This is a genomic window from Helicobacter magdeburgensis, from assembly GCF_000765825.2.
Taxonomy (GTDB): domain Bacteria; phylum Campylobacterota; class Campylobacteria; order Campylobacterales; family Helicobacteraceae; genus Helicobacter_C; species Helicobacter_C magdeburgensis.
In genome coordinates this window covers 1-26,475 of sequence record NZ_JRPE02000016.1, presented here as the reverse complement: position 1 = coordinate 26,475, position 26,475 = coordinate 1, and the positions used below count along the sequence as shown (strand labels likewise).

Annotated in this window: 25 protein-coding genes and 2 pseudogenes; 10 read left to right on the top strand and 17 right to left on the bottom strand. The window is 37.7% G+C overall.

Annotated elements, in window-relative coordinates; translation table 11 throughout:
• Positions 1-54: 54 nt before the first annotated feature.
• Genes LS74_RS09240 through truB form a run of 8 tightly spaced genes read right to left on the bottom strand, consistent with a single transcriptional unit; the run spans position 55 to position 6,051 of the window.
• Positions 55-771 carry an OmpA/MotB family protein gene (locus LS74_RS09240; RefSeq protein WP_115026014.1) on the bottom strand — a complete coding sequence of 239 codons (717 nt, stop codon included), beginning with the start codon at positions 769-771 and terminating at the stop codon, positions 55-57.
• A 35-nt stretch (positions 772-806) separates the two neighbouring features.
• Positions 807-2,741, bottom strand: a complete 1,935-nt coding sequence (locus LS74_RS09235; RefSeq protein WP_034589197.1) for a hypothetical protein — start codon at positions 2,739-2,741, stop codon at positions 807-809.
• Positions 2,742-2,756: 15 nt separating this feature from the next.
• Positions 2,757-3,137 (bottom strand): ExbD/TolR family protein, encoded by a 381-nt coding sequence (locus LS74_RS09230; protein WP_034589193.1) that lies wholly within the window; start codon positions 3,135-3,137, stop codon positions 2,757-2,759.
• A 54-nt stretch (positions 3,138-3,191) separates the two neighbouring features.
• Positions 3,192-3,656: a TonB-system energizer ExbB gene (gene exbB, locus LS74_RS09225; RefSeq protein WP_034589189.1), complete on the bottom strand. Its 465-nt coding sequence runs from the start codon at positions 3,654-3,656 to the stop codon at positions 3,192-3,194.
• A gap of 42 nt (positions 3,657-3,698) precedes the next feature.
• The gene (gene smpB / locus LS74_RS09220) at positions 3,699-4,166 is read right to left on the bottom strand and encodes an SsrA-binding protein SmpB (protein ID WP_034589187.1); all 468 of its coding nucleotides are present in this window, start codon (positions 4,164-4,166) and stop codon (positions 3,699-3,701) included.
• On the bottom strand, positions 4,166-4,957 hold the full coding sequence (locus LS74_RS09215) for a 4-(cytidine 5'-diphospho)-2-C-methyl-D-erythritol kinase (protein ID WP_138129069.1): 792 nt from the start codon (positions 4,955-4,957) through the stop codon (positions 4,166-4,168). The genes smpB and LS74_RS09215 overlap by 1 nt, the downstream gene beginning before the upstream one ends.
• Positions 4,958-4,969: 12 nt before the next feature.
• Positions 4,970-5,227, bottom strand: a complete 258-nt coding sequence (locus LS74_RS09210) for a carbon storage regulator (protein WP_034589483.1) — start codon at positions 5,225-5,227, stop codon at positions 4,970-4,972.
• Positions 5,221-6,051, bottom strand: a complete 831-nt coding sequence (truB, locus tag LS74_RS09205) for a tRNA pseudouridine(55) synthase TruB (RefSeq protein WP_034589484.1) — start codon at positions 6,049-6,051, stop codon at positions 5,221-5,223. Before truB ends, LS74_RS09210 begins: the two co-directional genes overlap by 7 nt.
• Before the next feature lie 137 nt (positions 6,052-6,188).
• Here truB and LS74_RS09200 point away from each other — a divergent pair, with 137 nt between their 5' ends.
• The 3 genes from LS74_RS09200 (at position 6,189) to LS74_RS09195 (ending at position 9,784) form a co-directional block, all read left to right on the top strand.
• The gene (locus tag LS74_RS09200; RefSeq protein WP_034589485.1) at positions 6,189-6,698 is read left to right on the top strand and encodes a PAS domain-containing protein; all 510 of its coding nucleotides are present in this window, start codon (positions 6,189-6,191) and stop codon (positions 6,696-6,698) included.
• Between the two features lie 799 nt (positions 6,699-7,497).
• Positions 7,498-7,674 (top strand): hypothetical protein, encoded by a 177-nt coding sequence (locus LS74_RS10950; protein ID WP_167480479.1) that lies wholly within the window; start codon positions 7,498-7,500, stop codon positions 7,672-7,674.
• A gap of 694 nt (positions 7,675-8,368) precedes the next feature.
• Entirely contained in the window at positions 8,369-9,784 is a 1,416-nt protein-coding gene (locus tag LS74_RS09195; RefSeq protein WP_034588961.1) for an alanine/glycine:cation symporter family protein, read from the top strand.
• 53 nt (positions 9,785-9,837) lie between these two features.
• Here LS74_RS09195 and LS74_RS09190 read toward each other — a convergent pair whose 3' ends face one another.
• The 9 genes and pseudogenes from LS74_RS09190 to LS74_RS09150 all read right to left on the bottom strand — a co-directional run bounded on the left by LS74_RS09190 (position 9,838) and on the right by LS74_RS09150 (position 20,977).
• Positions 9,838-11,493: a tetratricopeptide repeat protein gene (locus tag LS74_RS09190; protein WP_034588963.1), complete on the bottom strand. Its 1,656-nt coding sequence runs from the start codon at positions 11,491-11,493 to the stop codon at positions 9,838-9,840.
• A 112-nt stretch (positions 11,494-11,605) separates the two neighbouring features.
• Positions 11,606-12,364 carry a hypothetical protein gene (locus LS74_RS09185; protein WP_115026003.1) on the bottom strand — a complete coding sequence of 253 codons (759 nt, stop codon included), beginning with the start codon at positions 12,362-12,364 and terminating at the stop codon, positions 11,606-11,608.
• 90 nt (positions 12,365-12,454) lie between these two features.
• On the bottom strand, positions 12,455-13,786 hold the full coding sequence (locus LS74_RS09180; RefSeq protein WP_236096901.1) for an apolipoprotein N-acyltransferase: 1,332 nt from the start codon (positions 13,784-13,786) through the stop codon (positions 12,455-12,457).
• A 51-nt stretch (positions 13,787-13,837) separates the two neighbouring features.
• Complete coding sequence (locus LS74_RS09175; RefSeq protein WP_034588972.1) at positions 13,838-14,638, bottom strand: enoyl-ACP reductase; 801 nt, start codon at positions 14,636-14,638, stop codon at positions 13,838-13,840.
• Entirely contained in the window at positions 14,635-15,516 is an 882-nt protein-coding gene (gene dapA, locus LS74_RS09170; protein WP_034588969.1) for a 4-hydroxy-tetrahydrodipicolinate synthase, read from the bottom strand. The genes LS74_RS09175 and dapA overlap by 4 nt, the downstream gene beginning before the upstream one ends.
• Before the next feature lie 3 nt (positions 15,517-15,519).
• On the bottom strand, positions 15,520-16,833 hold the full coding sequence (locus LS74_RS09165) for a M16 family metallopeptidase (protein ID WP_138129067.1): 1,314 nt from the start codon (positions 16,831-16,833) through the stop codon (positions 15,520-15,522).
• A 408-nt stretch (positions 16,834-17,241) separates the two neighbouring features.
• Positions 17,242-18,297: pseudogene (locus LS74_RS09160) on the bottom strand (quinone-dependent dihydroorotate dehydrogenase); the annotation flags it as partial.
• A gap of 137 nt (positions 18,298-18,434) precedes the next feature.
• Positions 18,435-19,472, bottom strand: coding sequence for an ABC transporter substrate-binding protein (locus tag LS74_RS09155; RefSeq protein ID WP_034589441.1), 1,038 nt, complete (start codon positions 19,470-19,472; stop codon positions 18,435-18,437).
• The gene (locus LS74_RS09150; protein WP_138129063.1) at positions 19,460-20,977 is read right to left on the bottom strand and encodes a hypothetical protein; all 1,518 of its coding nucleotides are present in this window, start codon (positions 20,975-20,977) and stop codon (positions 19,460-19,462) included. The genes LS74_RS09155 and LS74_RS09150 overlap by 13 nt, the downstream gene beginning before the upstream one ends.
• A gap of 116 nt (positions 20,978-21,093) precedes the next feature.
• On the opposite strand from LS74_RS09150, the gene LS74_RS09145 reads away from it, so the two are divergent.
• The 7 genes and pseudogenes from LS74_RS09145 to LS74_RS11480 form a co-directional block, all read left to right on the top strand.
• Positions 21,094-23,259: a TonB-dependent receptor gene (locus tag LS74_RS09145; RefSeq protein ID WP_034588427.1), complete on the top strand. Its 2,166-nt coding sequence runs from the start codon at positions 21,094-21,096 to the stop codon at positions 23,257-23,259.
• Entirely contained in the window at positions 23,259-24,125 is an 867-nt protein-coding gene (locus LS74_RS11490) for an iron chelate uptake ABC transporter family permease subunit (RefSeq protein WP_084584313.1), read from the top strand. Before LS74_RS09145 ends, LS74_RS11490 begins: the two co-directional genes overlap by 1 nt.
• A gap of 65 nt (positions 24,126-24,190) precedes the next feature.
• Entirely contained in the window at positions 24,191-24,544 is a 354-nt protein-coding gene (locus LS74_RS09135) for a hypothetical protein (protein WP_236096900.1), read from the top strand.
• Complete coding sequence (locus tag LS74_RS11485; protein WP_236096899.1) at positions 24,541-24,957, top strand: hypothetical protein; 417 nt, start codon at positions 24,541-24,543, stop codon at positions 24,955-24,957. Before LS74_RS09135 ends, LS74_RS11485 begins: the two co-directional genes overlap by 4 nt.
• Positions 24,958-25,009: 52 nt before the next feature.
• Entirely contained in the window at positions 25,010-25,588 is a 579-nt protein-coding gene (locus LS74_RS09120; protein ID WP_236096898.1) for a hypothetical protein, read from the top strand.
• Entirely contained in the window at positions 25,585-26,244 is a 660-nt protein-coding gene (locus LS74_RS11070) for a lysozyme inhibitor LprI family protein (RefSeq protein WP_052086472.1), read from the top strand. The genes LS74_RS09120 and LS74_RS11070 overlap by 4 nt, the downstream gene beginning before the upstream one ends.
• Positions 26,245-26,394: 150 nt before the next feature.
• A pseudogene (locus LS74_RS11480) lies at positions 26,395-26,475 on the top strand (hypothetical protein); the annotation flags it as partial.

The following is a 26,475-nucleotide window of genomic DNA, read 5'->3' as shown; positions in this document are numbered from 1 at the left end:
CTTAAAGTTAAAATCAAAGTCGGCGATTATGCCGAGTTTTTACTTAAAAAAAGGTTATTTTGGCTCAAAATCTTTGCTAATCTCAAGGATTCTTAGCAAGTCCTTATTTGCCTTTGTGATGACGCGAAACTCCACACGCCTTGATTTGTCATCATCTTCTAAGGGCTTGGCAAAAGACAACCCATTGGCACGAAACACCTTAATAAGCCACTCTTTGTGCGAATCTATCTTTTTAAGATTAAAGCAATACTTTAGCACTTCTAATGCCCTAGCTTGTGAGAGTTCAGCATTACCCAAATACCGCTCTTCTAGCGTTTGGGCTGAAAACCAGCTTTGCGAAGTATGCCCCTCTATACGAATTTCTTCAATATTATCTTGGAATTTTGGCAAGGATAGAATCTTCACATATCGCGGAAAAAAATCATCTAAAATATCCTGAAACCGCTTCTTAACCTGCTTTGCCCCTGTATCAAATAGCACTTCTGGCTCATTAAAGCGAATGGTATTATCCTCATCAATGTGTGCGTCCCACTTTTTCAAATCTTTTTCAAACTCTTTAAGCAACGCCTCATACAGCTCTTGTTGCAGATTAGAATAATTTTGTGCAATTTCACTCATTGCTTCATTCAACTCTAAAAGTTTTTGATTTTGAATCTTCAAATCCTCTTGTGTTTTTTGCGTAATCAGCATAAAAGAGACCATAATCAGCAAAAATATCATCATAATCCCCGCCATCATATCTGAAATGCTTATCCACTGATTATGCTTCATTGCCTATCCTTTGCCTATTTGCCCTTGCCACTCCCCTATTGCCTTGAGCCGATAAGCTCACGCACACGCCGCAAAAACCACTCATAATTCTCCTTGAAATTCTCCATACTACCCTGCATTGAATCATCAAGGCTAGTGAAAGTCTCTCTAATCTCATTTTGCAAAGACTTGTTCCCTTCCACATTTTCTTTCAACAGATTTTCAACATTACGATAAAGCTCAACAAGCTGCATACTATTATGCTGAATCTGGGCGTTAAGATTGCCTAAATGTGAAAGAAGATTATGCTGCAAGTCGCCAAAGTCTTTTACCACCTGCACGCCCATATCTTTGGGGATTGCCACAGAATCTTTTGTCAGCTTTTGCATAATTTTTAAATACTCTGTGGCAAGTTTTTTTAAGAAATTATTCACCTGCTCATATTGCGTATTGAGATTAGAATCTGTCTTTTGTGCGAGTTCGCTTAAGGCTTCTACCCTTGCTTTAATAATCTCCTGCTCTTTTGTCATTACAGAATCCATACTCGCACTTAAAGTTGCAAGATACATCTCCTGCATACTTTTCATACCCTTTGACATATCTTGCATAATGCTTTCATTATGGCTATTTAAACGCGATAGGCTAGATTCTAAACTTTCTACAATCGCACTATGATTTGTGGCAATATGCTCTCGCAGTCTAGCAAACTCTGCGGCATTATGTGTGCTAGATTCTCTATTTTGTTCTATATTTTTCTCTAACTCTTTGCTGAGTGTTTGTAGCTGTGTATTTGCTGAATCTAAAAGCCCTTTGAGTAGCTCTCCACTCTCATTTGCAAGGCTACTGCATTGTGTGCGGAAAAGTGAAGTGTGATTATCCAAAACTTCTGTAAGAGAATTTTTAGCTTCTTTTGAGCTAGATTCCATAAATCGCCTGAGATTTTCCATACTCTCACTTGCGTGTTCATCAAACTTGCTAAAATACTCTTTGATACCCTCTTCAAGTTTAATACACTGCTCTTTGGCTTGGGTTTCAAGTGTAGCAAAGCCCTGTGTCGCACCCGCAAAAAACTTCTCCATATCAGCAAGGCACACTTTGGCATTTTCCCCCAATGTGGAGATTTGCTGAAGTTGAGATTCTAAAATCTCGCCCTTATTTTTCATCTCTTCAATCACACTAAGCGTTTTACCATAAAATTCCATTGCACTCTCATTCTGTGCTGTGATAGATTCTAAAGTCGCTTGAGTTTGCCCCATAGCCTTTGTGCTATCTTGCAGGGCATCTTGTGTTTGAGACAATAACGCTTGGCTTTGCTCCACATTATCCCTGTAATTATTCTGCCATTCAAGCAGTTTGCCAACGGCATTATTAAGCTCTTTAAAATTCTCTCCAAATTGATTTTGTAAATTTTGATTAAAGTCTCTAATCACAAGCTCCAATGCGGCAATAAGCTCCTTTGAAGCCCCTGAAGCAAGTTGCTTAATCGCTTCTTGCAAGGAGGTATCAATCTTTTTAAGGCTAGATTCTAAAAGGGCGTTTGTTGTGGTGTTGATTTGAAGCATATCGCTTTTTGTAGGAAGCTCTATTGTTTTGCTATTTAGCCCTTCCATACCTTTTTCTATACCTTTAAGACAACTTAGATTCTGTGCTTGATTAAGGATATAATCAATATTCATATCTTGCGTGCTTTTAATGCCCTTTGCCCGCTGAATGATTGAAAGCGTAATGGCAAGTCCCATACCCACAATAGAAGTGTAAAATGCCGTCTTTAATCCATCAAGCAATAAAGGCACAGAATCTTGGAGTGCCAAAGTATCAAAGCCCATAAGCCCCACAAAAATCCCCACAAAAGTCCCAAGCACCCCAGCACTCATAATAATGGCTTTAAAATCCTTATGTGTAGGCTCACCAAAAGTCCTAAAATCCCACACAAAAAGCCCCACCATAATGATAGTAAAACAAATATTAATCAGCCAATTTATCTCTTGCATACACGCTCCTTGCCTTTATTTTTGCTCTGTGATGACATAGACATCATTTATCCCCATATCACGCAGCATTGTTGTAATTTTAAGAAAAAACTCCAAATCACTCTGCCTATCCCCACGAATAATAATCTGCGTATTTTTATCAAATTCACTTAAATGTGTCCTTAACTCCTCTAAATCCAACGCCTTATCATCAAGGTAAAACTGCCCTTCCTTATTGATTGTAATGCTATGCGTATCCTTTTTATCAGCATTATTTCCCTGTGTATCTTCAATCTGCGGGACATCTACTTGAATCCTACTCTGCACGACAAAAGAAGCACTTGTTAGCACAATCACCAGCAACACAAGCATAATATCAATAAAGGGAATAAGGTTAAGCGAATCTATCTTTTTCATTTTCTCCCCCAAAATGACACCACAAATACCATACACGCCATAGAATCTAGTCTATTACACATCATATTTACTTACCACCTTTGGTGCGTTGTGTGATGAGTTTAAAGGATTATGCGTAATATCCCAGAGTGAAAGCAACACCTCAGCTTTGCGTAACAAAAGATTATAAGATACAATACTCGGTATAGCCACCACAAGCCCCGCAGCCGTGGCTTTTAACGCAAGGGCAAGTCCTGCCATAATGCTTTGTGTATCCACAAGCGAATTTGAGCCAATCTCAACAAAAGTTACCATAATGCCAACAACCGTTCCCAAAAGCCCCACATAGGGTGCGTTTGAGCCAATCGTAGCAATCAATGTTAAACGCTTATGCAAAAGTAGCTCCAACACCCGCTTGTCCTCAAACTCCGCAAGGTTAATCTTGCGATACAGCCACCACCGCTCTAATGCCACGCCAAGCACCACAATACTTAAAAATAGCAATATTCCAAGCACCCCATAATCAACCATTTCTTTCACACAAACTCCTTTGTTATGATGTTGTGGAGATTCCCACACATACTAAATCTTTTTCCCATAGTCTTTCATATTTGCCCTAGCCTCACGCTCAAGTGTTTTTTTCTTTATACTCTCACGCTTATCATAGAGCTTTTTCCCACGCACAAGGGCAATTGAAAGCTTGATTCTATTTCTTTTGTTTAAATACATACTTAAAGGCACGATGGATAGCCCTTCCTTACTCACACTGCCAAAAAGCTTATCAATCTCACTTCTATGGAGCAAGAGCTTCCTTTCTCGCCGCTCATTTGGCTTAAAATGCTTAAAAGTCGTTTCCAAAAATGAAATATGTGCGTTAAACAAAAACGCCTCCCCACGCACGATTCTCACAAAGCTATCTTTGAGATTAACCCGCCCAGCACGGATACTTTTCACCTCACTGCCAAGCAAAGCAATGCCAGACTCTAAAGTCTGTAAAATCTCATAATCAAAAAAGGCTTTTTTGTTTTTAGCAATCACTTTTCCTTGCATCACTCCGCTCCCTTAAGCTTAAAAAAGCTACTGCCACTGCCGCTAAAATACCACCCTTGCCCTAACTCATCTACCACATTTCTTAAATATGGATAACACACACACGCACTTTCAAATAAATCATTCAGCTCCGCTACATCAGGTTGAGATTCTAAAATCTCTTTGCTTTCCATACAAAACCACTGCGTAGTTGGCAAAGAATACTGCCTAGACTTATCGCGGATAGAATCTGCAAATGCCTTATACACTCTCTTTGTATCGCAAAACAAGTTCGGCGTGTAAATCTCATACTCCATTCTATCTTCTCGCATAGATTCTATTCTCTCACCCTTATCGCTGACATTTGCACTCCTTAATCCACTAGCAAAAAAGCTCACATCAGCCCCGATATACTTGGCAATGCCTACTAGTTCATCTTCTCTAAGCCCCAAAGATAGAATCTCATTTGCCCCCCTAAGAAATGCCCCCGCATTTGCACTACCCCCGCCTAGTCCTGCACCTTGGGGAATCCTTTTTTGTACCTCTATATGTAAAGATTCTAAGCCTAATGTCTCTCTGCCTTGTTGGCTTAAATATTCGCTCAAAACGCATTTTGCTTTAAAAATAAGGTTGTCTTGTATCTCGCAGCTAAAATCACCCTTTATGCAAAAGCTATCCTTTTGCGTGATACACATCTCATCATACAAGCTACCTTGGGCTAAGACAAAGCGTGAGTTTAGCATATGGAATCCCGCTTCAAAACCCACGATTTTTAAAAAAATATTCACCTTTGGATATATACGGAAAGTCATCAAAAGTCCAACTTATATTTTACTCTTTGTTTTAAGAAGCGATTTTATTTGCGTTATAGTATTTTTGTCCATAGTTTGGGAATCTTGAGCTTGAGAGGCTTGTTTATTTTGCGTTGTAATCGCCTCTTTTAGCTCACCGCGTAAAATCACACAAGATTCAGGGGCGGAAAAGCCCAGTCGCACACTGCCTTTATCAATGGAAATCACCTTTATTTCAATCTCATCGCCTATAATGACGCTGTCATCTTGCTTTCTTGAAAGTATTAACATAACTCTATCCTATTCACAATATATTCTACGCTACCATCACTCAAAACTTGAATTATAGAGAAAAAATCATCAAAACACACTATATATTTGCCTTTTTCTATATTTTTTAGCAAAATCTTTTTACCACAATACATATCATCATAAAATTTTTGCATATTTTCTAGTCTCTTATAGGGCAAAAACTCAATGGGATTTAGAATCTTTAATCCTTGAGTTTGGCTCACACTCATTTCCCCCTCACTCACACGCTCTAGATGTGATAATACCCCATTCACACCAAGATTTTCTGCTATCATCGCTCCAATACTCCGCACATACGCCCCCTCGCTCACACTCACTTCAAAATGCAAAAATGGGTGATTGTAATGCAGGAGCTTTATATCATAAATTGTCATTTGCGTTTGCGAGAGTTCAAACTCTTCGCCCTGCCTTGCAAGCTCATAAGCCCTTTTGCCATTAATATGCCTTGCGCTAAATTTTGGCGGAGTATAGCTCAAAGTGCCCTGCAGTGATTCTAAAATCTCGCTGATATGAGCCTTGCTCTGCTCTTTTACACATTCAACCAAAGTGATATTCTCAATATCTAAGCTTAATGATTTTGCCCCAAGCCACAAAGTCGCCCTATACACTTTAGGCGTTTTTCGCAAATGTGGAAAAAGCCGCGTATAGCTCCCAAAGCCCACCACAAGCACACCTTGAGCAAATGGATCAAGTGTGCCTAAATAGCCACCTTTTTTTATGCCAAAATGCCTTTTTAATTGTCCAAGATACGCATTTGAGCTGATAAAAGGTGGTTTATATGCCGCCACAAGCAAAGATTCCAAATCTTATTCTCCATTTTTAAGCTAAATTTAATAAAAACATTATTATAACTTAACTTTAATATTTTTTAAGAATGCTTATGTGGCTATGGCAGAATCTTAAAATATCCCATATTGATAAAATTTGACAAAGGGCAGCTGTGGAAATTTACCTTGAAAACAACACGCTTATCACTTCAAAGACAGATTTAAAAGGGCATATTACTTATGGCAACGCTGATTTTGTGCGATTTAGCGGTTATAAAGAAGTGGAGTTTTTAAACAAGCCTCACAACATCATTCGCCACAAGGATATGCCCAGAATCGCCTTTAAACTCCTATGGGATAATGTGCAAAATGGCAAGGAATTTTTCGGCTTTGTCAAAAATCTTTCGCGTGAAAAAAATATATATTGGGTATTTGCCAATATCACGCTCTCATTTGATGAAAATCACAACATCATCGGCTATTACTCTGTCCGCCGCCGCCCAAGCAAAGAAGGCGTAAAGTTTATGAGTGATTTATATGCCAAACTCTGTGAGATAGAATCCAAAGGCGGTATGAACGCTTCCCTAGAGCAGCTTACCGCCACGCTTAAAAACGCAAATATCAGCTATGATGAGCTTGTTATCAGTCTCCAAAACACCGCTAAAACACAAGGCTACCACTAGAAGTTTTAGCGTGAAAGACATCGCCAAATTAGATTCTACTCCCTAGATTCTACCTTTGAGCTTTTACCCCATATATTTTACTTTCCGCTACCCTTACTCTCCCACCCAGCAAATCTCTAAATATTCTAACCTTTTTTGTAAAATTCTTATAAAACTCTCATTTATAATTTTTATTAGATATTATAAAAATGTGTAAAATCCTAAAGCCTAAAATAAGATTCTCTATAAAATACCAAGACGATTTACTCTATTTTAACACCTTTTATCTATCATAAAACCATTAAAAGCCCTTGTGGCATTCCCTAGAAATAGGCGTTTTTTGACATTTTGATATGACTTGTTTGGCTAGAGTTGCGTGTTTTAGGATATTTCAAGCTTTGAAAACGCTCAAAGCACATACTAGAGCCGACTTGGGAGAGTCGGTTCTAGTGGGACCCGATTTGTGAGGGGATTGCAACTTAGAATCAACACCGACACGCCCTTTCATTAGTTCTAGTGGGACCCGATTTGTGAGGGGATTTGTATCACTCTAATGCTTTTACTTGTTATATCAAAGCTTGTCTATCTTATGTCATTACTCGGGCTTTGCCAAAGTATCTTTTTTATTCAATACAAAAACTACCAAAATCACTATGTTAGATTCTAGAATCTGTTTTTTCTTTCTTAGTCTTGTTTGTTGTTTTCTCTCTTGCTTTATTGCTTTGTCATACTGAGCGTAAGCGAAGTATCTATGTTTTTGGGATTTTCTTCTTTTTGCTAAGGGGGAGAGGCTTGAATTTGCAAGTGTGGATTAGTGCTTATGCACAAATGCGAAGTCGGCTCGTGGTCGTGCCACTCGCTCCCCCTTATATATCCCCCACCCGACGACGCTTTAAGAGGTTGGCACTTTGTGCGATTTAATTTTATGGTGGCAAAGTCGTGCTTTGCCACTTTAGCAATTGTAGAATCTGCTTTAGATTCTGCGTTAGCAGAATAGCGAGGCTCTCTCCTTGATTGCCGATGTAGCTTTGCAAATCCCGTAAGGGTAAAAAGCGGTCGCTTTATTCTTTTCTGGGTTAAGGGGTGAGCGACACGATTGCGAACGGGAAGGGATAAACCCCTTTTTGCGAAAAAGAAAAGATTTAAAAAAAGATATTGAATAAACCTTTTTTCTTTTTGCGGAATCTTAGAGAATGTTTTTTATATTTGTGAAACTTGATAGGTAGATTCTGTTGTTTTAAATCTACACTTAAAATTTTTATAAAAAAGGGGAATGAGTGGCAAGACGAGCCGACTTCGCATTTGTGCGTAAGCACTAATCCACACTTGCAAATTCAAGCCCCTCCCCCTTATAAAAAAACAAAAAATTAGAATCACAAAAAAAATATAGATACTTCGCTGTGGATCAGTATGACAGAAAAAATAAATAAAAAATCTAAGAGTCAAAATATTTCAAGCAAAGACACTTCACCTAACGCTAAAACGAATATTGCTTCTATTTATCCTTATCCTTTTGTCTTGCTTTGCCTTTGATATGTTACATTTTGTATCTTATTGATATGTTTAGATTCTAAAAATGATACAAATCGTAGCATATAAGATTCTTTTTTGTCATTCTACCGCTATGCCACATACGCAAACCACTCTTTTATGAAAGAATACGCTTTTACATTTATTTTCAAAGGATTAGAATGGAAAGTTTTATTGACATTTTTCATAGCATTGTTGATAGCACAAGTGGCTTTCTCTACACTTATTGGCTTGTATTTGCACTGATTTTATGTGGTTTATACTTAACTATCCGCACAAGATTCATTCAACTTCGCTTTCTTAAAGATGCCTTTATGGTGCTAAAAGAAAAAAGCCACGAAAAGCATATCTCGCCCTTTGGAGCGTTGATGATTTCTACTGCTTCACGCGTGGGGATTGGCAATATTGTGGGTGTTTCTGTGGCTATCGTCGGCGGTGGCGTGGGAGCTTTATTTTGGATGTGGCTAACTGCTTTGGTAGGTGGGGCGAGTGCATTTGTAGAATCTACTCTCGCTCAAGTGTATAAACGCAGTGATGGGGAGCATCGCTACAAGGGTGGTCCAGCTTATTATATAGAAACAGCTCTCAAGTCCCGCACACTTGGCGTTATCTTTGCTATCTCACTTATTTTGTGCTTTACTTATGGATTTAACGGATTGCAGTCCTATACACTCACTTCCGCATTTGAAATTTTTGTAGGTAGTGAAAGCTTTAATGAAGGCTATTTTACATTTTTTGTAGGCTTTATCCTTGCCGCTCTTGTGAGCTTCTTTTTCTTTGGCGGCGGGAAAAGCTCAGCTACCATCTCCACCGTGCTTGTGCCTGTAATGGCATTTGGCTACCTTGTCGTAGCATTGATTGTCATTGGTATGAATCTTGATAGGCTTCCTGCTATCTTTGGCAATGTTTTACAAGAGGCATTTAATTTTCAGGCTATTTTTAGTGGCTTTGCAGGAAGTGCCATTGTCATTGGCGTAAAAAGGGGGCTTTTCTCAAATGAAGCCGGTATGGGTTCTGCACCAAATGCCGCAGCTGCCGCACACACAAGCCACCCTGCCAAACAAGGTATGGTGCAAACGCTTTCCGTCTTTATTGACACACTTATTATTTGCTCGGCAAGTGCGTTTATGGTGCTATGTGCGGATTTAAGCACCTATGCGGACGCAAAAGGTATGGCATTAATGCAAAATGTAATGCAGGGCTATTTTGGCTCTTTTGGTTTGCTTTTTGTGAGTGTGGCTATCGTGCTTTTTGCCTTTACTTCATTGATTGGGAATTATTTTTATGCTGAAGCAAATTTTAAATTTATTACACACAATAAAACCGCGTTACAAATCTTTCGCTTTTCAGCAGTGGCAATGGTCTTTGTAGGCGCACAGCTCAATCTCCAGCTTGCTTGGGACTTGGCAGATGTGTTTATGGGCTTTATGGCGAGTATCAATATTGTGGTAATTTTGCTACTTAGCAATATTGCTGTAAAAGTGCTAAAAGACTATGAAAAACAACGCAAAGAAGGCAAAAACCCTGTGTTTAAAGCTGCAGATGTTGGTATCCACGATACAGAGTTTTGGAAATAGCAGAGTTTTTGAAATAACATTGTTTGCTAGATTTATCTAGAATCTAGCTAAAGCTAAATATAGCTTCCCAAATATGCTTTAAGATTCTGAGCCACATCATTCCACTGACCCATTTTGCTTTGTGTCATACACAGCACATTCTCATACCACGGTGTGCTTATACCATTACCCCACCGCCAATCATAGCGTTTATTGAGTAAAACAAGCGTATGCTTCCCCATACTCCCGCTTAAATGTGCCACAGCAGTATCAATACTAATGACTAAATCTAGCTCTTTGATAATCTCATAAGTTTGTAAAAAATCATTCATTGGCTTTTGGATAATCCCAAATTTATTGAGATTCTCATTTTGATTTTCGCACTCTGCTTTATTAAGGGAGTAAATCTCAACGCCCAACCTTTGAGCCTCACTTAACGCACTCATCAGCACTTCAAAGGGAATATTCTTGTTTGCGGATTCAGGAAAAGTAGAATCTGTGCTAAAGCAAATGCCGATTTTTTTGACCCCATAGGTTTTAATCTTGTGAGTTTCCATTCTAGGTGTGTCACAAAAAGGCAGAGATTCTAACTCTTGCCTATGAGATACGCTTAAAGCATATGGCAAAGATAGAAGGGAGATTGCCACATCATATTCCAAGTCCTGTGTAATCCCGCAAACACAAGGGATATGAAACTTTTCAAAAAGGGGCAAAAGTGGCTCTTGTATCAGCACAAGCACATTTTTAGCAACCTTTTGCAATAGTGGCACAAAGCGACTAAACATAATAGAATCTCCAAGCCCCTGCTCGTGATAGATAAGCACATTTTTACCACTCAAACACTCACCCTTTTGCCAAAGCTTTGTAATACCTTGTGGAAGCATATTTGGGAGCTTTTTACGCTCTTCATAGATTCTAAATCCATTTACCAAATCTAAATGTTTGAGCAAAAAATGTGCGTAGTTAATGCAATACTCGCTTTTTTGCGGATTAAGCCCTATGGCTTGTTGATAGAGTGTTTGCGTATCTTGGGGCAGAGCATTTGCATAATTTAACGCATTAGCATAGTTAAACAAAAAATCACTATCATCTTTGTAGTATTGATAAATGCCACGATACACCTCCAATGCCTCGCTAAAAAGCCCAATTTGCACATAAGTATTAGCTAGATTCACACCCGCATCAAGATAGCCTTTACTTAAAGCGTTCAAATACAGCTCAATTGCCTCCCCAAAATGCTTCAAGCTCACTTGTGCATTGGCAAGATTAAACATCGCTCCCAAATCGTTGGGATCAAGCTTAATAGCGATAGTGTAGTGTTTAATGGAGTTTTGTGAATCTTCAATATCAGAATAGGCTTTTGCAAGGTTAAAATGCAAAGTTGGCAAGGTCGGGGTGTTCTCCATTACCTTTTCTTGCGTTAAAAGCAAGGTTAGTTCATCAATACTTGCTTTGGGATTCCCACTACGGCGGTAGGCTTCTGCGAGATTTATCCTATGGCTCAAATCATTTGGGGCAAAATTTGAGGCTTGGGTAAAGTATTCCACCGCTTTTTCATACATTTCAAGCTTTAGCATAACAATACCTGCCAAACTCCAAATGTCTGCACGCGTGCAGTCTATACCTAAAATCTGAATGCAAATATCCATACACTCGTGATATTGGCTTTCCTCATAAAGCCTAAAGGCTGAATGCACGGCTGAAGCGATATTAAAACTTTGTTGAGACATAGGCTACCTTTAGAAATTTTCCAAAGGTATGAAGCAAAAAAAATGCCACCCTCTAGCGAGAGTGGCTACCAAAAGCGATTGTCTTGTGGAGTTTCTCTACAAAAATAGAATCTTAGAACACCACACCAAAGATAATAGACATACGCTGATAATCGTTTTTAAAGTCTTTGGAGCGCACAGAATCTGTGGCTATTGATGGGCCCGGTGTGCGTGAAGAGCTTGTCATTTGTCCCATTACATAGCGTAGCCCTACGCTAAATACATTTGACACTTTCACACCCATACCGATACCATAAGTCAATCCGTGATAGATATTATCGAGCGAAGTGTCATTTTGTGTATCACTGATATAGAAATTATCCTTTATGCTATGATAGGCATAGCCCACCATACCTTGGATATAAAAATATCTTGCTTGCACCCCCACAATCACAGGCACTTGCACACCCCAACCATTAAAACCTAAATCCGTCATTACCTTTGTCCCACCGGGCAAGCCTGTATCTTGTCCGGGCCAAAAAGCATTTGAATTCCCAACTGATTTAACATAAATTGGAGCGGTAATTTCAGTCCCAACATACGGACGCAACCCACTTGCAGACTTAATAGATGTGATATACATAGAATAACCCACATCAGCTGAATGCAGATTCAAATCGCCAAGCATTGAATAAGAATAGCCCAAATGCCCCTCGCTAAAAAGATACCAGCGTTGAACATTCCCAGCCTTATTTGAACCATTGAGAATTGACCCACTTGCAAAATTCCCCAACAACTGCTTTTTGATGTCATTATTGTTTTTAGCTGGAGCAGCAAACACCACGCCCCCAGCCAAAGCAAGTAACAAGAAAATTCTTTTTACACGAATCATTTTTAACTCCTTATATTTGATTCTAAAATGCGTATGATAGCATAATAAGCTGATATCGGCTTAAAAACGCAAAACTTTAAACACTTAATTTCAAGGTGCGATAATGGCGGCTTTAGAAAGATTTGTAGCGTGCAAAATCGTGCTATTATGTAGTCTCGCATAATATTTCATAAGATTTTTTTGCAAAATGGGTTCAATACTTGGCACAAACCACGCATTATTGCTTGTTACAATTACTAGTCTAGGATTATCCGCATAAAAATCACTATTTGTCCCTTCATAACAAATCGCATTTTTAAACCTAACACCTTTAATGTCAAAATACCCAAACTCACGCCCCGGGCTAAATCCCCCAATGCCTTCAAAAAATACATTCACAATGGGCAGTAAAGATTGCGGCAGACGCTCCCCAAAAGGCACAAGCAACACTTTATCAAGGAATGTCATCTCACCATTTTCAAACTTATAAGTGCTATTAAAATACAGCACTTCACCATTTTCATTTTGCTCCACACGCAATGCCCCAACAATAATGACAATATCCTTACTCATCTGCAGAATCTTGTCAAAGTGGGAAAAATACTTAGAATCTAAAGGCACATAAAAGGCACTTTCAGCTAAAACAACAGCTTCATAGCCTTCATTTTTTGCTATCTCTATTTGGTCTATATAGTTTTGAAAAATACTCTCCATTTGCTCCATACGCCAAGTAATATCCTGACTGACTTCGCTCTGCATAAGCTTAATTTTTAGCGGAATATGTGGCGGATTTTCACTAAAAGTTTTAGAATCTAGAGCAAAAACAAGACATAAAATCCCTACAATCTTCCACCAACGCTCATATTTGATAGCAACCCACAGCCCAAGCACAATAAGCCCTAAGCTTAATTTATCCACTCCAAAATAGCTAAAAGCAAATACACTTTCAAGCATAATCCAATCAAATCCAAGTGGCGTAAAAAAGCTTAAAAGCATTATAAAGCCAAACCGCCACAGCAGACATTCACACCATAATCCAACATAAAATACACAAGCAATAAGCAAGGCTTCAGCCACCACCACAAGCGGGATAAGCACACTCATATCAAAATATCTTAATCCCAAACTTATCCAATAAAACCACAACACTCCAATGAAAAATCCCACGCTAAAGCGACGATTTTTAGGTGTGAAAAGCACACTTGCGATACTTAGCAACCCAAAAACAGAAAGTAGAATCTTAGGAGATTCCACCTCACAAAGCTCAAAAATCCACTGGATATAAAATGGAGCTACACAAAAACTTGCGAAAATAAAAGAGATAAAAAGCCACATAAAAACTTTTTTGTAGCTTTGCTTTTCACGCCAAGAAAAAGGAGTGTAAGGCATATCAAGCATAGCTTTTATACGCCTAAAAGGATTTGAAACTTGAAGATTCAGCATTTAAAATTTTAGCTTTGAAGACTTGAAAACACTATACTCAATGGGTTTAACTTATTTAAAAGTCGTGCCACCATCAATGACAATAGTCTGTCCAGTGAGCCAAGCACTCTGTGTCTCATCACATAGGAAAAACGCTGCACCAGCTAAATCTTCAGGTGTCCCCATACGATTAAGCGGGGATTGCTCCTCAACCTTTGCTTTAACTTCCGCATAATCAGGGAAAGCCTTTAACGCATCAGTATCAATAGGACCACCACTTACAGCATTGACGCGTATGCCCCATTCGCCAAGCTCTGTTGCAGCATATTTTACCATTGTCTCTACCGCATTTTTAGAGTTTCCGTGTCCAGCATAATTTGGCATATATACAAGATTCCCTGTTGAGCTAAGAGAGACAATCGCCCCTCCGCCCACTTCTTTCATTCTCTTAGCCGCTTCTTGTGCACCAACGACAAATGCCAAAACCGTTGCGGTATAAATATTATTTAGCCCTCTAGGTTTTAAACGCATAAATGGTGCAAAGCCACCTGCCACGCTCTTACCATAAATAATCGCATTTGACACAAAAAAGTCAATGCGTGAAAAATCTTCATCAATCTTTTTAAATAACTCCACATACTGCTCTGGCTCAAGCACATTTAAGGGGTAGAATCTCGCCTTGATACCAAACTTAGATTCAACATCTTGTGCGATTTTTGCCGCCTCTTCCTCATTTTTATTGTAAGTAAATGCGATATTCACGCCATTTTGTGCAAATTTATACAAAATCGCTTTACCAATCCCACGCGTAGCACCGCTAATCACAAGCGTTTTGCCCTTCATAAAACTTGTAGTGCAATTTTGATTATTCATTGTTTCACCTCGTATTTTTGTAAGATTTTGTGTATTTTATCCATATTTTCCTTAGAAGGTGCTACTAATGGCAGACGATATTCCAAATTTTTTAATAATCCTGCCAAAAACATCGCCGCTTTTATGGGTATGGGATTACTCTCACAGAACAAAACCTTATTTATTTCATAAAGTTTTGTGTTTATCTCATAGCTTTTTTTCATATCCCCTTGCAATGCGTAATGCGTCAAATCGGCAATTTCATGTGGCAAAAGGTTGCCTGTAACTGAAATCACACCCCTGCCATTATTGGCAAGAATGGGATAATTAATCGCATCTTCCCCACTTAAAAGCATAAGCTCTGGCACTTCCGCACCAAATGCCACTACCCTATCCATAAGCCCAGTAGCTTCTTTAATCGCATAAATGTTATTGCACTCCTTATACAATCTCTTTGCCGTGTCTATCTCAAGATTCACACCCGTGCGAGAAGGCACATTATAAAGCATAACGGGAATCTCCACCGCATTTGCCACAGCTTTATAATGCTGAAATAAGCCCTCTTGTGTGGGTTTATTATAATAAGGCGTAACACATAGCAATGCGTCCGCTCCACATTTTTGTGCAAATTGTGAAAGCTCAATAGCTTCACTTGTAGAATTACTCCCTGCCCCGGCAAGCACCTTTACGCCACTTCCCTTGCAAACTTCCACCGCAACTTCAATACATTCCATATGCTCCTTATGTGAAAGCGTGGCAGATTCTCCGGTTGTCCCAACCGGCACACAAGCGTCCATTCCATAAGCGATTTGCCGCCTAATCAAAGATTCATAAGTTTCAAAATCTACTCTCCCCTGCTTAAAAGGCGTGATTAACGCACTCATCGCTCCTTGCACCATTGCCTACTCCTTTGTCCCTGCTTGTTTGGTATCTTTTAGGATAACCACACTTAGTGAATCTTGTGTAAAATATGTATTTGCCACTTCTTTGATTTTTTCAATACTTAAAGTATTGATTTCCTTTTCATATTGCAAAAGTGGGCTAATATCCCCACGCACAAGATAGCTTCCAAATAGCCCGGCTACATCTCCTGCACTCTCCAAGCTATATATAAAACTTGCACGCGTATTGATTTTAACCTTTTCTAGCTCTTCTTGTGAAATCTCGCCTTTTTTCAACCTATCTAATATCGTATAAATCTCTTTTTCCACAGATTCTGCACTCACACCCTGCCTTGCTGCAGCAACGATTAAAAACACCCCCTCATCTTTTAAATCCATATTATACGCATACGCACTCGTAGCGATTTGCTGCTTATCTATAAGCTCGGTTTGAAAAATACTTGACTTCCCACTGCTTAGAATCTCCCCTATGGCACTTAATGCCACTTGATCCTTGCTTAAATAATTTGGAATCTTATAGCCCATTGTGAGATACTCAACTTGTGAATCTTTTTTCACAATCACGCGTCGCTCTCCATCTTGCTTTGGCTCTTTTGCAACAACTTGTGGGATAGAATCTGTCCTATTTTTCAATGCCCCAAAATGTTTTGTAGCACTCTCAAACACTACATTTGGCTCAATATCCCCGCTCACAAGCACAATGGCATTTTGTGGCTGATAATAAGTCTCATAAAACGCTCTAATATCCTCAATTTTCCAAGTCTTAATATCCTCCATAAAGCCAATAGGTGTCCAATGATAGGGGTGATACACATAGGCTGTGTTAAAAAAGCGAAAATACAAATAGCCCATAGGCGAATTATCCGTCCGCCAAAGTCGCTCTTCAGCTACGACATTTCTTTCCGGCTGAAACTCATTATCTTCCAACGCAAGATTACTCATAAGCTCGGCAAATAGCTCTAGGGACTTATCCAAATTCCCCGCACTTGATTTAATAAAATACCGCGTGTAATCAAAGCTTGTAGAAGCATTATTCACCCCGCCAAAGCCTTTCACAATCTCATCAAACTCTCCAGCCCTAAGATTCTTGGTAGATTTAAAGCTTAGATGTTCCAGCATATGGGCTATGCCACTTTTTCCCATACTCTCATTGCGGCTGCCGACTTTGTAAAATACATTTATCTCAATCACGCCACTTTGATTATGCAAAGGGACAACCACAATTTCTAGCCCATTCTCAAGCGTTTTTGTATAATGCTTAGGCAAAACACTTTGTGTTGAAAATGCTGAATTTATGCTCGTTACAACACTCATCAAAACTCCTAAAATTAGAATCTTCACTCTCTATTCTCACTCTTTGGGTAAATTTGCTTTAGAATCTTGCTGTGCTTGTGATGGCTCTATTTGCGATGTAGGCAAATCTTTATCCACTAGATTTTGTGTGGAATCTAGCTTAGATTCTGTTTTTTTTGTGCGAGAAGCTTTGCTTTTTGTCGCATTTGTAGAATCCGCCTTTTTTGCCCTTGTTTTTTTAGGCTTAGATTCTGTTTTTTTAGATTCTGTCTTTTTGGGGCTTGGTGCTTTTTGGGTAGATTCTGTGTCCTTACTAGAATCTAGCTTTTTCTTTCTTGTTTGTGTTGGCTTTGTCTTAATGACAATTTTAGAATCCTGCTTATCTTGTGTTTTATCTGCATTTGACTTTTTGCGTGTTTTTGGCTTTGTTTTAATATCCTGCCCCAATGCCTCATACAAGTGCGTAAAACCATCTGCCCTAAGGCATTGCAACAAGCCTTCATTAATATTTTTACACAAGCTTGGTCCTTGAAACACAAACCCACTATACACCTGCACCAAACTCGCCCCTAGTTTAATACGCTCATAAGCCTCCTGCGCGTTGTCAATCCCGCCAACAGAGATGAGAGCTATCTTGCCAAAAAAGCTTTCACTTAAGATTCTTAGAATCTCTTTTGATTTTTGCTTTAACGCCGCTCCGCTAATACCGCCACTATCTTGTGGATTCTGCACAAGTGTGTAATCAACAGTCGTATTTGTAGCAATAATCCCACTTGCACCGCTTTTGATACTCATCTCAACAACTTTTAACATCTCATCTTTATCCATATCTGGCGAGATTTTCAAAAAGAGCGGTTTTTGCGTATGTGTGCGTGCCATAGCAAAAAGCTCCTGCACAAATGAAACATTTTGCAAATCACGCAAATTTGGCGTGTTTGGCGATGAAAGATTGAAAGTGAAGTAATCCCCAACTTCCAAGCAATCAAGCAAAACATTTTCATAATTTTTGAGCGAATCACTTTGGGCAATGATTTTATTCTTGCCAATATTCACGCCAAGTGGGATAGCATAGGGGTAAAATGCTTTTAATCTTTTTGAGATAACAAGTGAGCCTTGATTATTAAAACCCATAGCATTTTGTAGGCTTTGCTCTTGTGTGTGGCGAAAAAGACGCGGCTTTGGATTGCCCTCTTGTGGAGCTTGAGTGATTGTGCCAATCTCCAAAAACCCAAATCCAAGAGCTGAAAGCCCCTTTATCATCGTAGCATTTTTATCAAATCCAGCCGCCAAGCCCACAGGATTATAGAATCTCATACCTGCAACCTCAACGCTTAATGCCTTATCCACCACGCAATTTTTCCCTGCCACATAATCCTGCACCAAAGGCAAAGGCAAAACACGCTTAATGAAAGATTCGGCTAGATTGTGAGCTTTTTCAGCATCAAGTTTGAAAAGATAAGGAGAAAGCATCTGATACAAAGACATAAAAACACCCCGAGAAATTAAATTAGAAAGTCAAGTTGTGTATTGTAGCAAAAAAAATAAATCCTTAAACAAATCCTAATGTAACTTGAAAATTTAGGCGTTCCTACATTACAATCAACATAATCAACAAAAAAACACTATTTAATCTCTCCAGCTTCCCTTGTGGGAGAAAAAATGCTCATTATCTGTTTTTTACTCAAATGTAAATCAAAGTATGTGCGATAAAATACTTCAGTAGAGTGTAAAAGCGTATCAAAATCCATCTCACTTGGATTATTACACATATAAAGCCATTGAAGCAAAATAGACAAATCTACGCTTGGAGCAAATGGGCGATATGAGCCTAACGGAAATTTATAGACTCTTTTATTTTGGATTGCCTTGATGGGCTTCCACAATGGGCTTTTGAGTATATCTTGGGGCATAAGCGTATTAAAATTATTAATATAGATAATATCCGGATTGAGTTTGTATATATCTTCAAGCGTTATTTTTACAATATTTTGACTAGCAATAACATTTTGTCCGCCACTTGTTTGCAATAAATAATCCGCAAAAATGCCGCCTGCCCAAATAGCCTTATCACTCTCAAAATAATGTATCACCAATGCCTTTGGCTTAATATTGTTTGATTTTGCCCTTACTTTTTTCATCATCTCATCTTGAATACTTTGAGTAAAGTCTAAAAATCTTTTTGCCTTTATCTCAACATCTAAAATAGGGGCTAGCACTGTAATCCAACCCTTGATTGTTTCAAATGAGTTATACCCCCATTTATTGACACTGAGTTCTATTGTTGGAATCTTGCTTTGTTTCATTGCCTGACATAGCTTGATATTTGCACTATGACATACAAACAAATCTGGCTTAAGAGAAAGAAGATCTTCTATATTTTCATTCTCTCCACTTGGAATGGCATTAATCTCAGGAAACATATCAAGTAAAAAGGAATTTTTTAACACATTTTTGCTTGATTTTGGCATATACACGATGCTTTTTGCACTCTTTTCAAGCATAATAACAACAGATGGCAATGGCCACATACCGCCCCCAATCACAATGCGAGTAGGCTTTTTTGGAATCTCAACACTATATCCTTTATCATCTTTATACATATAGGGAAAAGCACCAAACACATTGGCACTAAGCAGCACATATAGCATTATGAAACGCATTGTTGCCTCCCCTTCGCACATACAATATCATTCTCTAAAATATCACTCTCAACCCACTGCATAAATGTGTCAAAAAAATATTCTGTCGTAGGCATAAATCCCTGCCCCAAATGAAACTCTGGATCAAGCGAGGTAACATATAAATTCCCCTTAAAAGTTGTATCCTTATAAATGATACTTTCATCTAATTCATTGACTAGTATATTTTGGGCAGTTTTTGGCGGATAAAATGCCCCGTGGTAATGCCATTTCGCACTTTTTACTGCCATTTTGCTAAATAAACCATCTTTTGTAGAATCTTCTGCCTTATTCCCATCTGAATCTAAGGCATACAAAGGCATATCAGCATTAGGGATAAGCCACCACCAAAAATTGACAGGATAATCCCTCCACCTAATATTTGGTAAATAATCTTGCGTAATCTCCCCAAAAGAAACAATATGCCCTCCAGATTCCAAATAGGAAATGAATTTTTGTTTATACCTAACCAAGCTATGTGCGTCCATTCTTGAGCTTAAAACAATATAATCAAACGCTTCAAGATTCAAAGATTGTAAATCTAAAAAATGGCAGCGTTTAGAGAAGAAATGTGCATATTTTTCATTTTTATTTGTAAAAAAATATCTATGAAATGAGCTGCCACCTGTGATAATGGCATTTGCAAGCTTATGGGAAGAAAGGCTTTGTGTATGTTTATTAGGCACAAAATCTAAATAATTAAGCCCCATATCACAAGCATTTTGCCAAGCCTTAGATTTTTGCTCTCCCCTTTTATCAGTTTTGTGTGTTAGCCCATCTTGTTTAATCCGCTCTAGCTCATAGCCAAGCCATCGCAAAAGATTAAGCCCCATTCTTCTTGCTGTCGTATTATCCATAAGCCCAAAACTTAATAAATCCGCATTTGCTGTTGAGAGAATAACACCTTGTGTAGATTCTCTATCAATATAGCCAACGCACTCCCCCCGACAATCAACCAACAAATACTCTACCTTATGCGGAAAAGCACTCATATCAAAAAATCCACGATTAAAAAATCCTTTGACACCACGCCTATGATTTACATCATATTCCCTTACTCCATCAAAAATAATTGCCGCAGATTCACTCTTAGCAAACTTTACAACCCTATCTCTAATTGGAATCTGACTCTGTATATAGCCCTTACTATAAGGTAAAATCCGCATAAAATCACTCATAAAAGACAGCACCACGCCCCCAGATTCAAGAAAACTAAGAATCTTATCTTTAAAGCGTGAGAGATAATACTCATCAATCCCCATAGGCAAAACAACCGCACAAAATTCGCTCAAATCAAGCGAGTGAAATTCATTATACAAATCTACATACTGCAAAATATGCTTATATAAAAAATGTGTTGAAACACTCTGTTCTTTTAGACTTCCTGATTCAAGATAGGCAATCTTACCAAAAGATTCAATCTCTTTATAATAATAAAGATTCTCTAAGTTATTTTTTGAACAACTATAACCACATTTACTAGACATCTTTTTATCCTTTCATTTAAGTGATTTTTGGAAGTTATTTGGATTATATTGCATTTTGTTTTTTATTTCAATATAATAACCGCTCTTATTTTTAATTTAATGAAAAAGGATTCAAAATGAAACACTCTACTAAAAAAAGTGCGTCTCTTTTTCTCTGCTGTTTTATGCTCCCTTTTTATATGCAAGCTGACGAGCAAGAAGAAAAAATAAGCAGTGCAGAAAGGAATGTCAAGCTTGAAAAATCTGTTGTCAAAGCACAGGTAATTATGTCGGAATTACCCATAGAGCTGCAATCTAAGCAAATTAGCGTTGTTGAAAAAAAGGACTTGCTCCAAAAAAGTAATGGCAATATACAATCTGTCTTAGAATCTGTGCCCGGAATCTTATACTCTCGCTCTGGTGGTATCAATGGGCAAATCACATTTCGTGGGCAAAATTCCAATAGCTCTCGCTCTATTGTGATGATAGATGGTGTGAGATACTCTGGGCGCAATACGCTAGAATTTAACACTCTTGATCCTTATGCCTTTGAAAGCGTGGAAATCATACGCGGTCCGGCAAGCTCACTATGGGGAAGTGATGCTATGAATGGCGTTGTAAATTTTAGATCTCGCACTTCATCATACAATACACAAAGCGATACTTTTGCTGCCACAGCTAGAATCCGTGCCTTAGAATATGGAAGTGTGAATAATCTTTTTGGCGGTAGGGCAGAAGTGCTTGGCGGCGGCGGAGGCTGGGATATGCTTATTGGAGTAAGCTCAAAAACAGCACAAGACTACACTACACCCATTAAAGAAAATGGCTCATACAAAGCAAAAAATTCATCATTTAACTATTTGGGCGTGGATTTTAACATTGGCTATACCAAAGATTCTACACGCTACTATACTCAAGGTCGCTATACAAGAGTAGAATCTCATCGTGCTGGAGGTTTAGGTGCAGCACCGGGATCAAGCTATGGAATCTTAATGAGTGAAAATCCAATCAGCGAATATTATCTAAGAGTGGGAATGAAAAAATCTCAACTTTCTTTTGCGGAATCTATGGAAAGCTATCTCTATTATAGACATTGGGATACGGATATTTGGAATAACCGCACCGCATTCAATGGAGTAAATATCCATCAACAAGTCTATAATAATAACTACTTTGGCGGACGACTTGTGTTTGATAGCAGAATAAATAAGCATTATCTTACCTATGGAGCAGAATTTGAAAGCTCATACTCTCCAACACAAGTCAGGCAAAATAATCTTATAGCCAATGTGAGCAACACAACAAATCGTCCCTCAAGCAATACTGATATTGCTTTATTTATTAAAGATGATTTTAGTGCTACTCCATCTTGGTATCTTTCAGCATCTCTTAGGGGAGATTATGTTCTCACAACTATTTCAAAAACAAAATCAAGTTTAGAGCAATCCGGAAGTGGTCAGGCCAATACTGAAAACTCTCGCTTACTTGATGAAAATAGCGTAATCCATAGTGGAGCTGTTACAGGCTCTCTTGGTTCAGTGTATTTTCTTAATGACTATATAAGCAATGTGATTAATGTCAGTCACAACTTCAAGAATCCAAGTGCCGGTGAGCGTATGCAAGCCACACCAAGTGGCAGTTCAACACTTACCATCGCAAATCCACTCATCAAGCCAGAATATTCCCAAAGTGCTGAATTTGGCTTTAGATTCCAAAGTGATAATCACTACGCTTCATTAATTGGCTTTTTTACACATTATACTGATATGCTAGCCCTTAGTTCATATCAAAATGCAACAGTTACCACCAATAACCTTTACAGATATGAAAATATAGGAAAGGCTATGATTACAGGTGTAGAAATTGAGGGGAGACATAGCTTTTTTGATGATACGCTGATACTTTCCTATGTAGGCTCTTATAATTATGGTGAAAATCTCACAGACAATAAACCTATTGCTTATCTTGCACCACTTTATGCTCAAGTGTCCTTATCACTGCAATTTAACAAATGGTATGTCAATCTCACACAAAGGGGATATGGAGCAAAAACTCGCATAGATCAAAAGGAAGAGAGGGCAACACAAGCCTACACAATGACGGATTTATACTTGGGACTAAAACTTGGTGGCTTTTCTACAAAACTACAAGATATGGAGCTTTTAATTGGAGCAAATAATCTCTTTAATCAAGTCGGCAGGAATCCTGTAACTGTACAAAACATCAGCAAGCCAATAGCCCTTACAAATCCCCTTGTGGAGCCGGGTAGAAATATTTTTGTTAAATATATCTGGAATTATTAATGCAGATTCTAAAAGCAATGTTTGCCTATATCTTAGGCTCTTTCATCATAGTGATTTTTGCTCTTATTTGTCTTAGCAGCGGGAGATATGCTCTGCCCATTGAAGATATTATCCAAGTGCTATGTGGCTATGGAGATGAGACACAAAATAATATTGTCTTTTATTTTCGTCTTCCTCGTATTCTTGTAGCCATTATTGTTGGTGCTGGATTAAGTGTAGCTGGTGGGGCATTTCAAAGTCTATTTCGCAATCCCTTAGCTACACCTGATATTTTAGGCGTTACAAGTGGAGCAAGCTTTGGAGCAGTGCTAGGACTACTTTTGGGCTTGAGTATGGATTATATCAGCATTGCTGGATTCATCTTTGGCATTCTTTCACTTGCTTTAGTTGTGTATATTGGCTATAACAAAAATATGCCCTATCAAACCACCACAATGATTTTAAGCGGCATTATCGTAGGCGCTTTGTTTCAAAGTCTTATAGGTTATACAAAAAAGATTTTAGGTTATTATCAAGGCAAAATACCAAAACAAATCCACGATAATGTAAGAAAAGAGGAGGAAAAGAATTTCGCATATCCAAATCGCTATCCCATTAATAATGAATCCATTGGCATAGAAGTGGTGGGAAAGGCTACAGACTTAAGAAAATTACCTATTGACAATAAATATCCACAAATTACTTTTTATGCTGCTACTTGGGATACTTCCGAGCAAACCGACCAAACCCAAAAAGATTCTATAAAGAATTTAGTAGAAATTTTGAAAACTGAGTATAATCTTACTGAAAATGATATTTACGAACACGATGATATTTCGCCTCAAAAGACTAGAGGGGAGGCAAAGGATTTGTATGAAAAAGAGTAGTGTAATTATTTTACTTATGTATAGTCTTTTTGCTAATGAAAATTATACAATACCATTGCCACCCTATGCAGAAGAATTTAAAAAAAACATTAGAAGTGTTAGCAATAGATACGGAAATAAATTGGGAAAATAGTGGTATAAGTGATGAGAAGGCATTGGAACATTGCAAAAATACGCAATCTTTACCAAAAGATTTAAAGCAAATGGAACAATATTTGAAACAACATATCATCGTATGGAATTTACATTATTATAGTGGTGATGGGTGTGTATATCGTGGTAAAGTGAAATTTGTTGGGAAAATATGGGATTTTGTCAGCGTTGGCGGCAAAACTAGACTCTCACACAGAAATGAGGATATATATTTGGTATGCGAATCTGCGAGATGTCGCCCACGAGCTTGGAGTGATGAAGAATGAAATCTTTTTTGTCAATATTTTGCATTGGCAAGATTTGCTTATGCAGAGCAGGTTTATTTTTGAATAGTATGAAAAATAAAAGCAATAATGTTAATTTCAAAAACAAATATTGCTATGAAATAAAAGAAAATATCCCAATTAATTGGATACATACAGATTCTAGCGGTAATTATTCAGAAAAAATTTCAAGAGAAAAAGCATTGGAGATGAAAAATGCTTATAGAATGAGGGATAAAGCTTCCCTTACATCGAATCATATTTTAGGTAAAGCTATTGATATGACAATTACTTGGACAAAAAATATAAAGATTAAAGACAAAACAGGAAAAAAATACACTTTAACGCCAAATATGGTGCTCAATGTAAAGAACTCCATAATATTGGAGCAACTTATGGAGTCTATAAGTTGGTAAAAAATCCGCCTGATGACCCACATTGGTCATTCAATGGAAAATAGGAGCATAAATGCGTTACATATTCATTATTCTATTTTGTTGTTATAGTCTATTTGCACAAATAGAAGAAGAAAAGACTTTTACAGATACAAATATCACGCAAGCTTACAGGCAAATGAAAATTGGTTTTTCAGAGGGCTATTATCTTCCACAGAGTATTAAGACTATGGAAAATATCACACAAACACTTGATAATGAGGAAAGTGAAATCTATGGCTATAAAACTCTCAAGGTGCAGTGGGAAAATACAAAAGAGGTGAAAATCAGCCTAGAAGCTTTTGAAAATGGAGAGAAAATTTGCACTTATGGAAGTTATGATATATCTTTAAAACAAATAGATACAAATGTGCAAGGCATTATAGAATCCAAAATGCTTTATCCACAAGATATACAAACATACATACAAAATGCTTGTGGGTGCAATTACTTTCGTGGTGAATATGGATATGATAAAGCAAGAGAAAAAGAGCTTAATGAAAAAATAGAGCAATATTGTAAGCCACTCCCGCAAACTTACAAAATTTTGCAAGAAAAATATAATAATCAGCCAAAAATGCAAAAGATTTTGAAAAGGGTGAATGAGCTGTGAAAATAAAACATTTAATGATTTTAAATAAACTCCTATTTATCACGATGTTCATTTTGAGCGTTGCTAATGCCTTAGATATTGATGAGTTGTTGTTGGAACAAGATGAGATACAGCCTAGCTTTGATTGTTCTAAAGTTATAGACGATGATAAAAATGCTGATGAGTTGTATATATGCAATAAAATTGGTAGAAGAAATAGCTATGGAAACAAAGTATTAGCATTAACAGACAATTTTTATTCAAGTTATTATCAATATATAATCAATCACATAAACCCTAGAGACAAAATAAAATTAAAAGAAATCTCACTTAATATGATAAAAGAAAGGAAAGAATGTCTAAAGCTAGAAGATGAAATTGCCAGCTCTTTACCCGAAGGTGCAAATCCTATAATTCCACTATTAGAAACCACAGAATGTATGCAGAAATCTTATTTAAAGGCTTTTAAGCAAATTACAGAATTTATTTATAAGAATCATCAATACAAAGTTTTTTTTGAAAAAATTTTTTACCTAAATCCTAAGGAATATTATGACCTTATAATGACTACGAAAATTTCTGAATCTGCAACTCCGTTTAAGCTTATTAAACAAGTGGCTAAAGATAACCTTATCGATGAAACAGGCAAACTCATAATAAAAGAAAATTCCCAATGAGTATTTCTCCTCTCCCTTTCACATCAAAAACCAAACACAAGAATACAAAAGATACAAATACTCCACAAAGCAATGAGAATTCTCTCATAAGAACACAACACAACAGAAAGAAAACAGAAAGAATGCTGCTACCATTACTCTCCTTATCTTAGAGTAAGCTCCCCTATTGCAAGTGCAAGTTCAGGTTTTTATCATACTCCAAGAGTTGGAGATGAAGTGATTGTGAGTTTC

What these genes read in the sequence shown, in the direction of transcription:
- LS74_RS09240 (WP_115026014.1), bottom strand. Translation starts at nt 771, where the DNA reads ATGAAGCATAATCAGTGGATAAGCATTTCAGATATGATGGCGGGGATT.
- LS74_RS09235 (WP_034589197.1), bottom strand. Translation starts at nt 2,741, where the DNA reads ATGCAAGAGATAAATTGGCTGATTAATATTTGTTTTACTATCATTATG.
- LS74_RS09230 (WP_034589193.1), bottom strand. Translation starts at nt 3,137, where the DNA reads ATGAAAAAGATAGATTCGCTTAACCTTATTCCCTTTATTGATATTATG.
- smpB (WP_034589187.1), bottom strand. Translation starts at nt 4,166, where the DNA reads ATGCAAGGAAAAGTGATTGCTAAAAACAAAAAAGCCTTTTTTGATTAT.
- LS74_RS09215 (WP_138129069.1), bottom strand. Translation starts at nt 4,957, where the DNA reads ATGACTTTCCGTATATATCCAAAGGTGAATATTTTTTTAAAAATCGTG.
- LS74_RS09210 (WP_034589483.1), bottom strand. Translation starts at nt 5,227, where the DNA reads ATGTTAATACTTTCAAGAAAGCAAGATGACAGCGTCATTATAGGCGAT.
- LS74_RS10950 (WP_167480479.1), top strand. Translation starts at nt 7,498, where the DNA reads ATGCACAAATGCGAAGTCGGCTCGTGGTCGTGCCACTCGCTCCCCCTT.
- LS74_RS09195 (WP_034588961.1), top strand. Translation starts at nt 8,369, where the DNA reads ATGGAAAGTTTTATTGACATTTTTCATAGCATTGTTGATAGCACAAGT.
- LS74_RS09190 (WP_034588963.1), bottom strand. Translation starts at nt 11,493, where the DNA reads ATGTCTCAACAAAGTTTTAATATCGCTTCAGCCGTGCATTCAGCCTTT.
- LS74_RS09185 (WP_115026003.1), bottom strand. Translation starts at nt 12,364, where the DNA reads ATGATTCGTGTAAAAAGAATTTTCTTGTTACTTGCTTTGGCTGGGGGC.
- LS74_RS09180 (WP_236096901.1), bottom strand. Translation starts at nt 13,786, where the DNA reads ATGCTGAATCTTCAAGTTTCAAATCCTTTTAGGCGTATAAAAGCTATG.
- LS74_RS09175 (WP_034588972.1), bottom strand. Translation starts at nt 14,638, where the DNA reads ATGAATAATCAAAATTGCACTACAAGTTTTATGAAGGGCAAAACGCTT.
- dapA (WP_034588969.1), bottom strand. Translation starts at nt 15,516, where the DNA reads ATGGTGCAAGGAGCGATGAGTGCGTTAATCACGCCTTTTAAGCAGGGG.
- LS74_RS09165 (WP_138129067.1), bottom strand. Translation starts at nt 16,833, where the DNA reads ATGAGTGTTGTAACGAGCATAAATTCAGCATTTTCAACACAAAGTGTT.
- LS74_RS09155 (WP_034589441.1), bottom strand. Translation starts at nt 19,472, where the DNA reads ATGCGTTTCATAATGCTATATGTGCTGCTTAGTGCCAATGTGTTTGGT.
- LS74_RS09150 (WP_138129063.1), bottom strand. Translation starts at nt 20,977, where the DNA reads ATGTCTAGTAAATGTGGTTATAGTTGTTCAAAAAATAACTTAGAGAAT.
- LS74_RS09145 (WP_034588427.1), top strand. Translation starts at nt 21,094, where the DNA reads ATGAAACACTCTACTAAAAAAAGTGCGTCTCTTTTTCTCTGCTGTTTT.
- LS74_RS11490 (WP_084584313.1), top strand. Translation starts at nt 23,259, where the DNA reads ATGCAGATTCTAAAAGCAATGTTTGCCTATATCTTAGGCTCTTTCATC.
- LS74_RS09135 (WP_236096900.1), top strand. Translation starts at nt 24,191, where the DNA reads ATGCAGAAGAATTTAAAAAAAACATTAGAAGTGTTAGCAATAGATACG.
- LS74_RS11485 (WP_236096899.1), top strand. Translation starts at nt 24,541, where the DNA reads ATGAAATCTTTTTTGTCAATATTTTGCATTGGCAAGATTTGCTTATGC.
- LS74_RS09120 (WP_236096898.1), top strand. Translation starts at nt 25,010, where the DNA reads ATGCGTTACATATTCATTATTCTATTTTGTTGTTATAGTCTATTTGCA.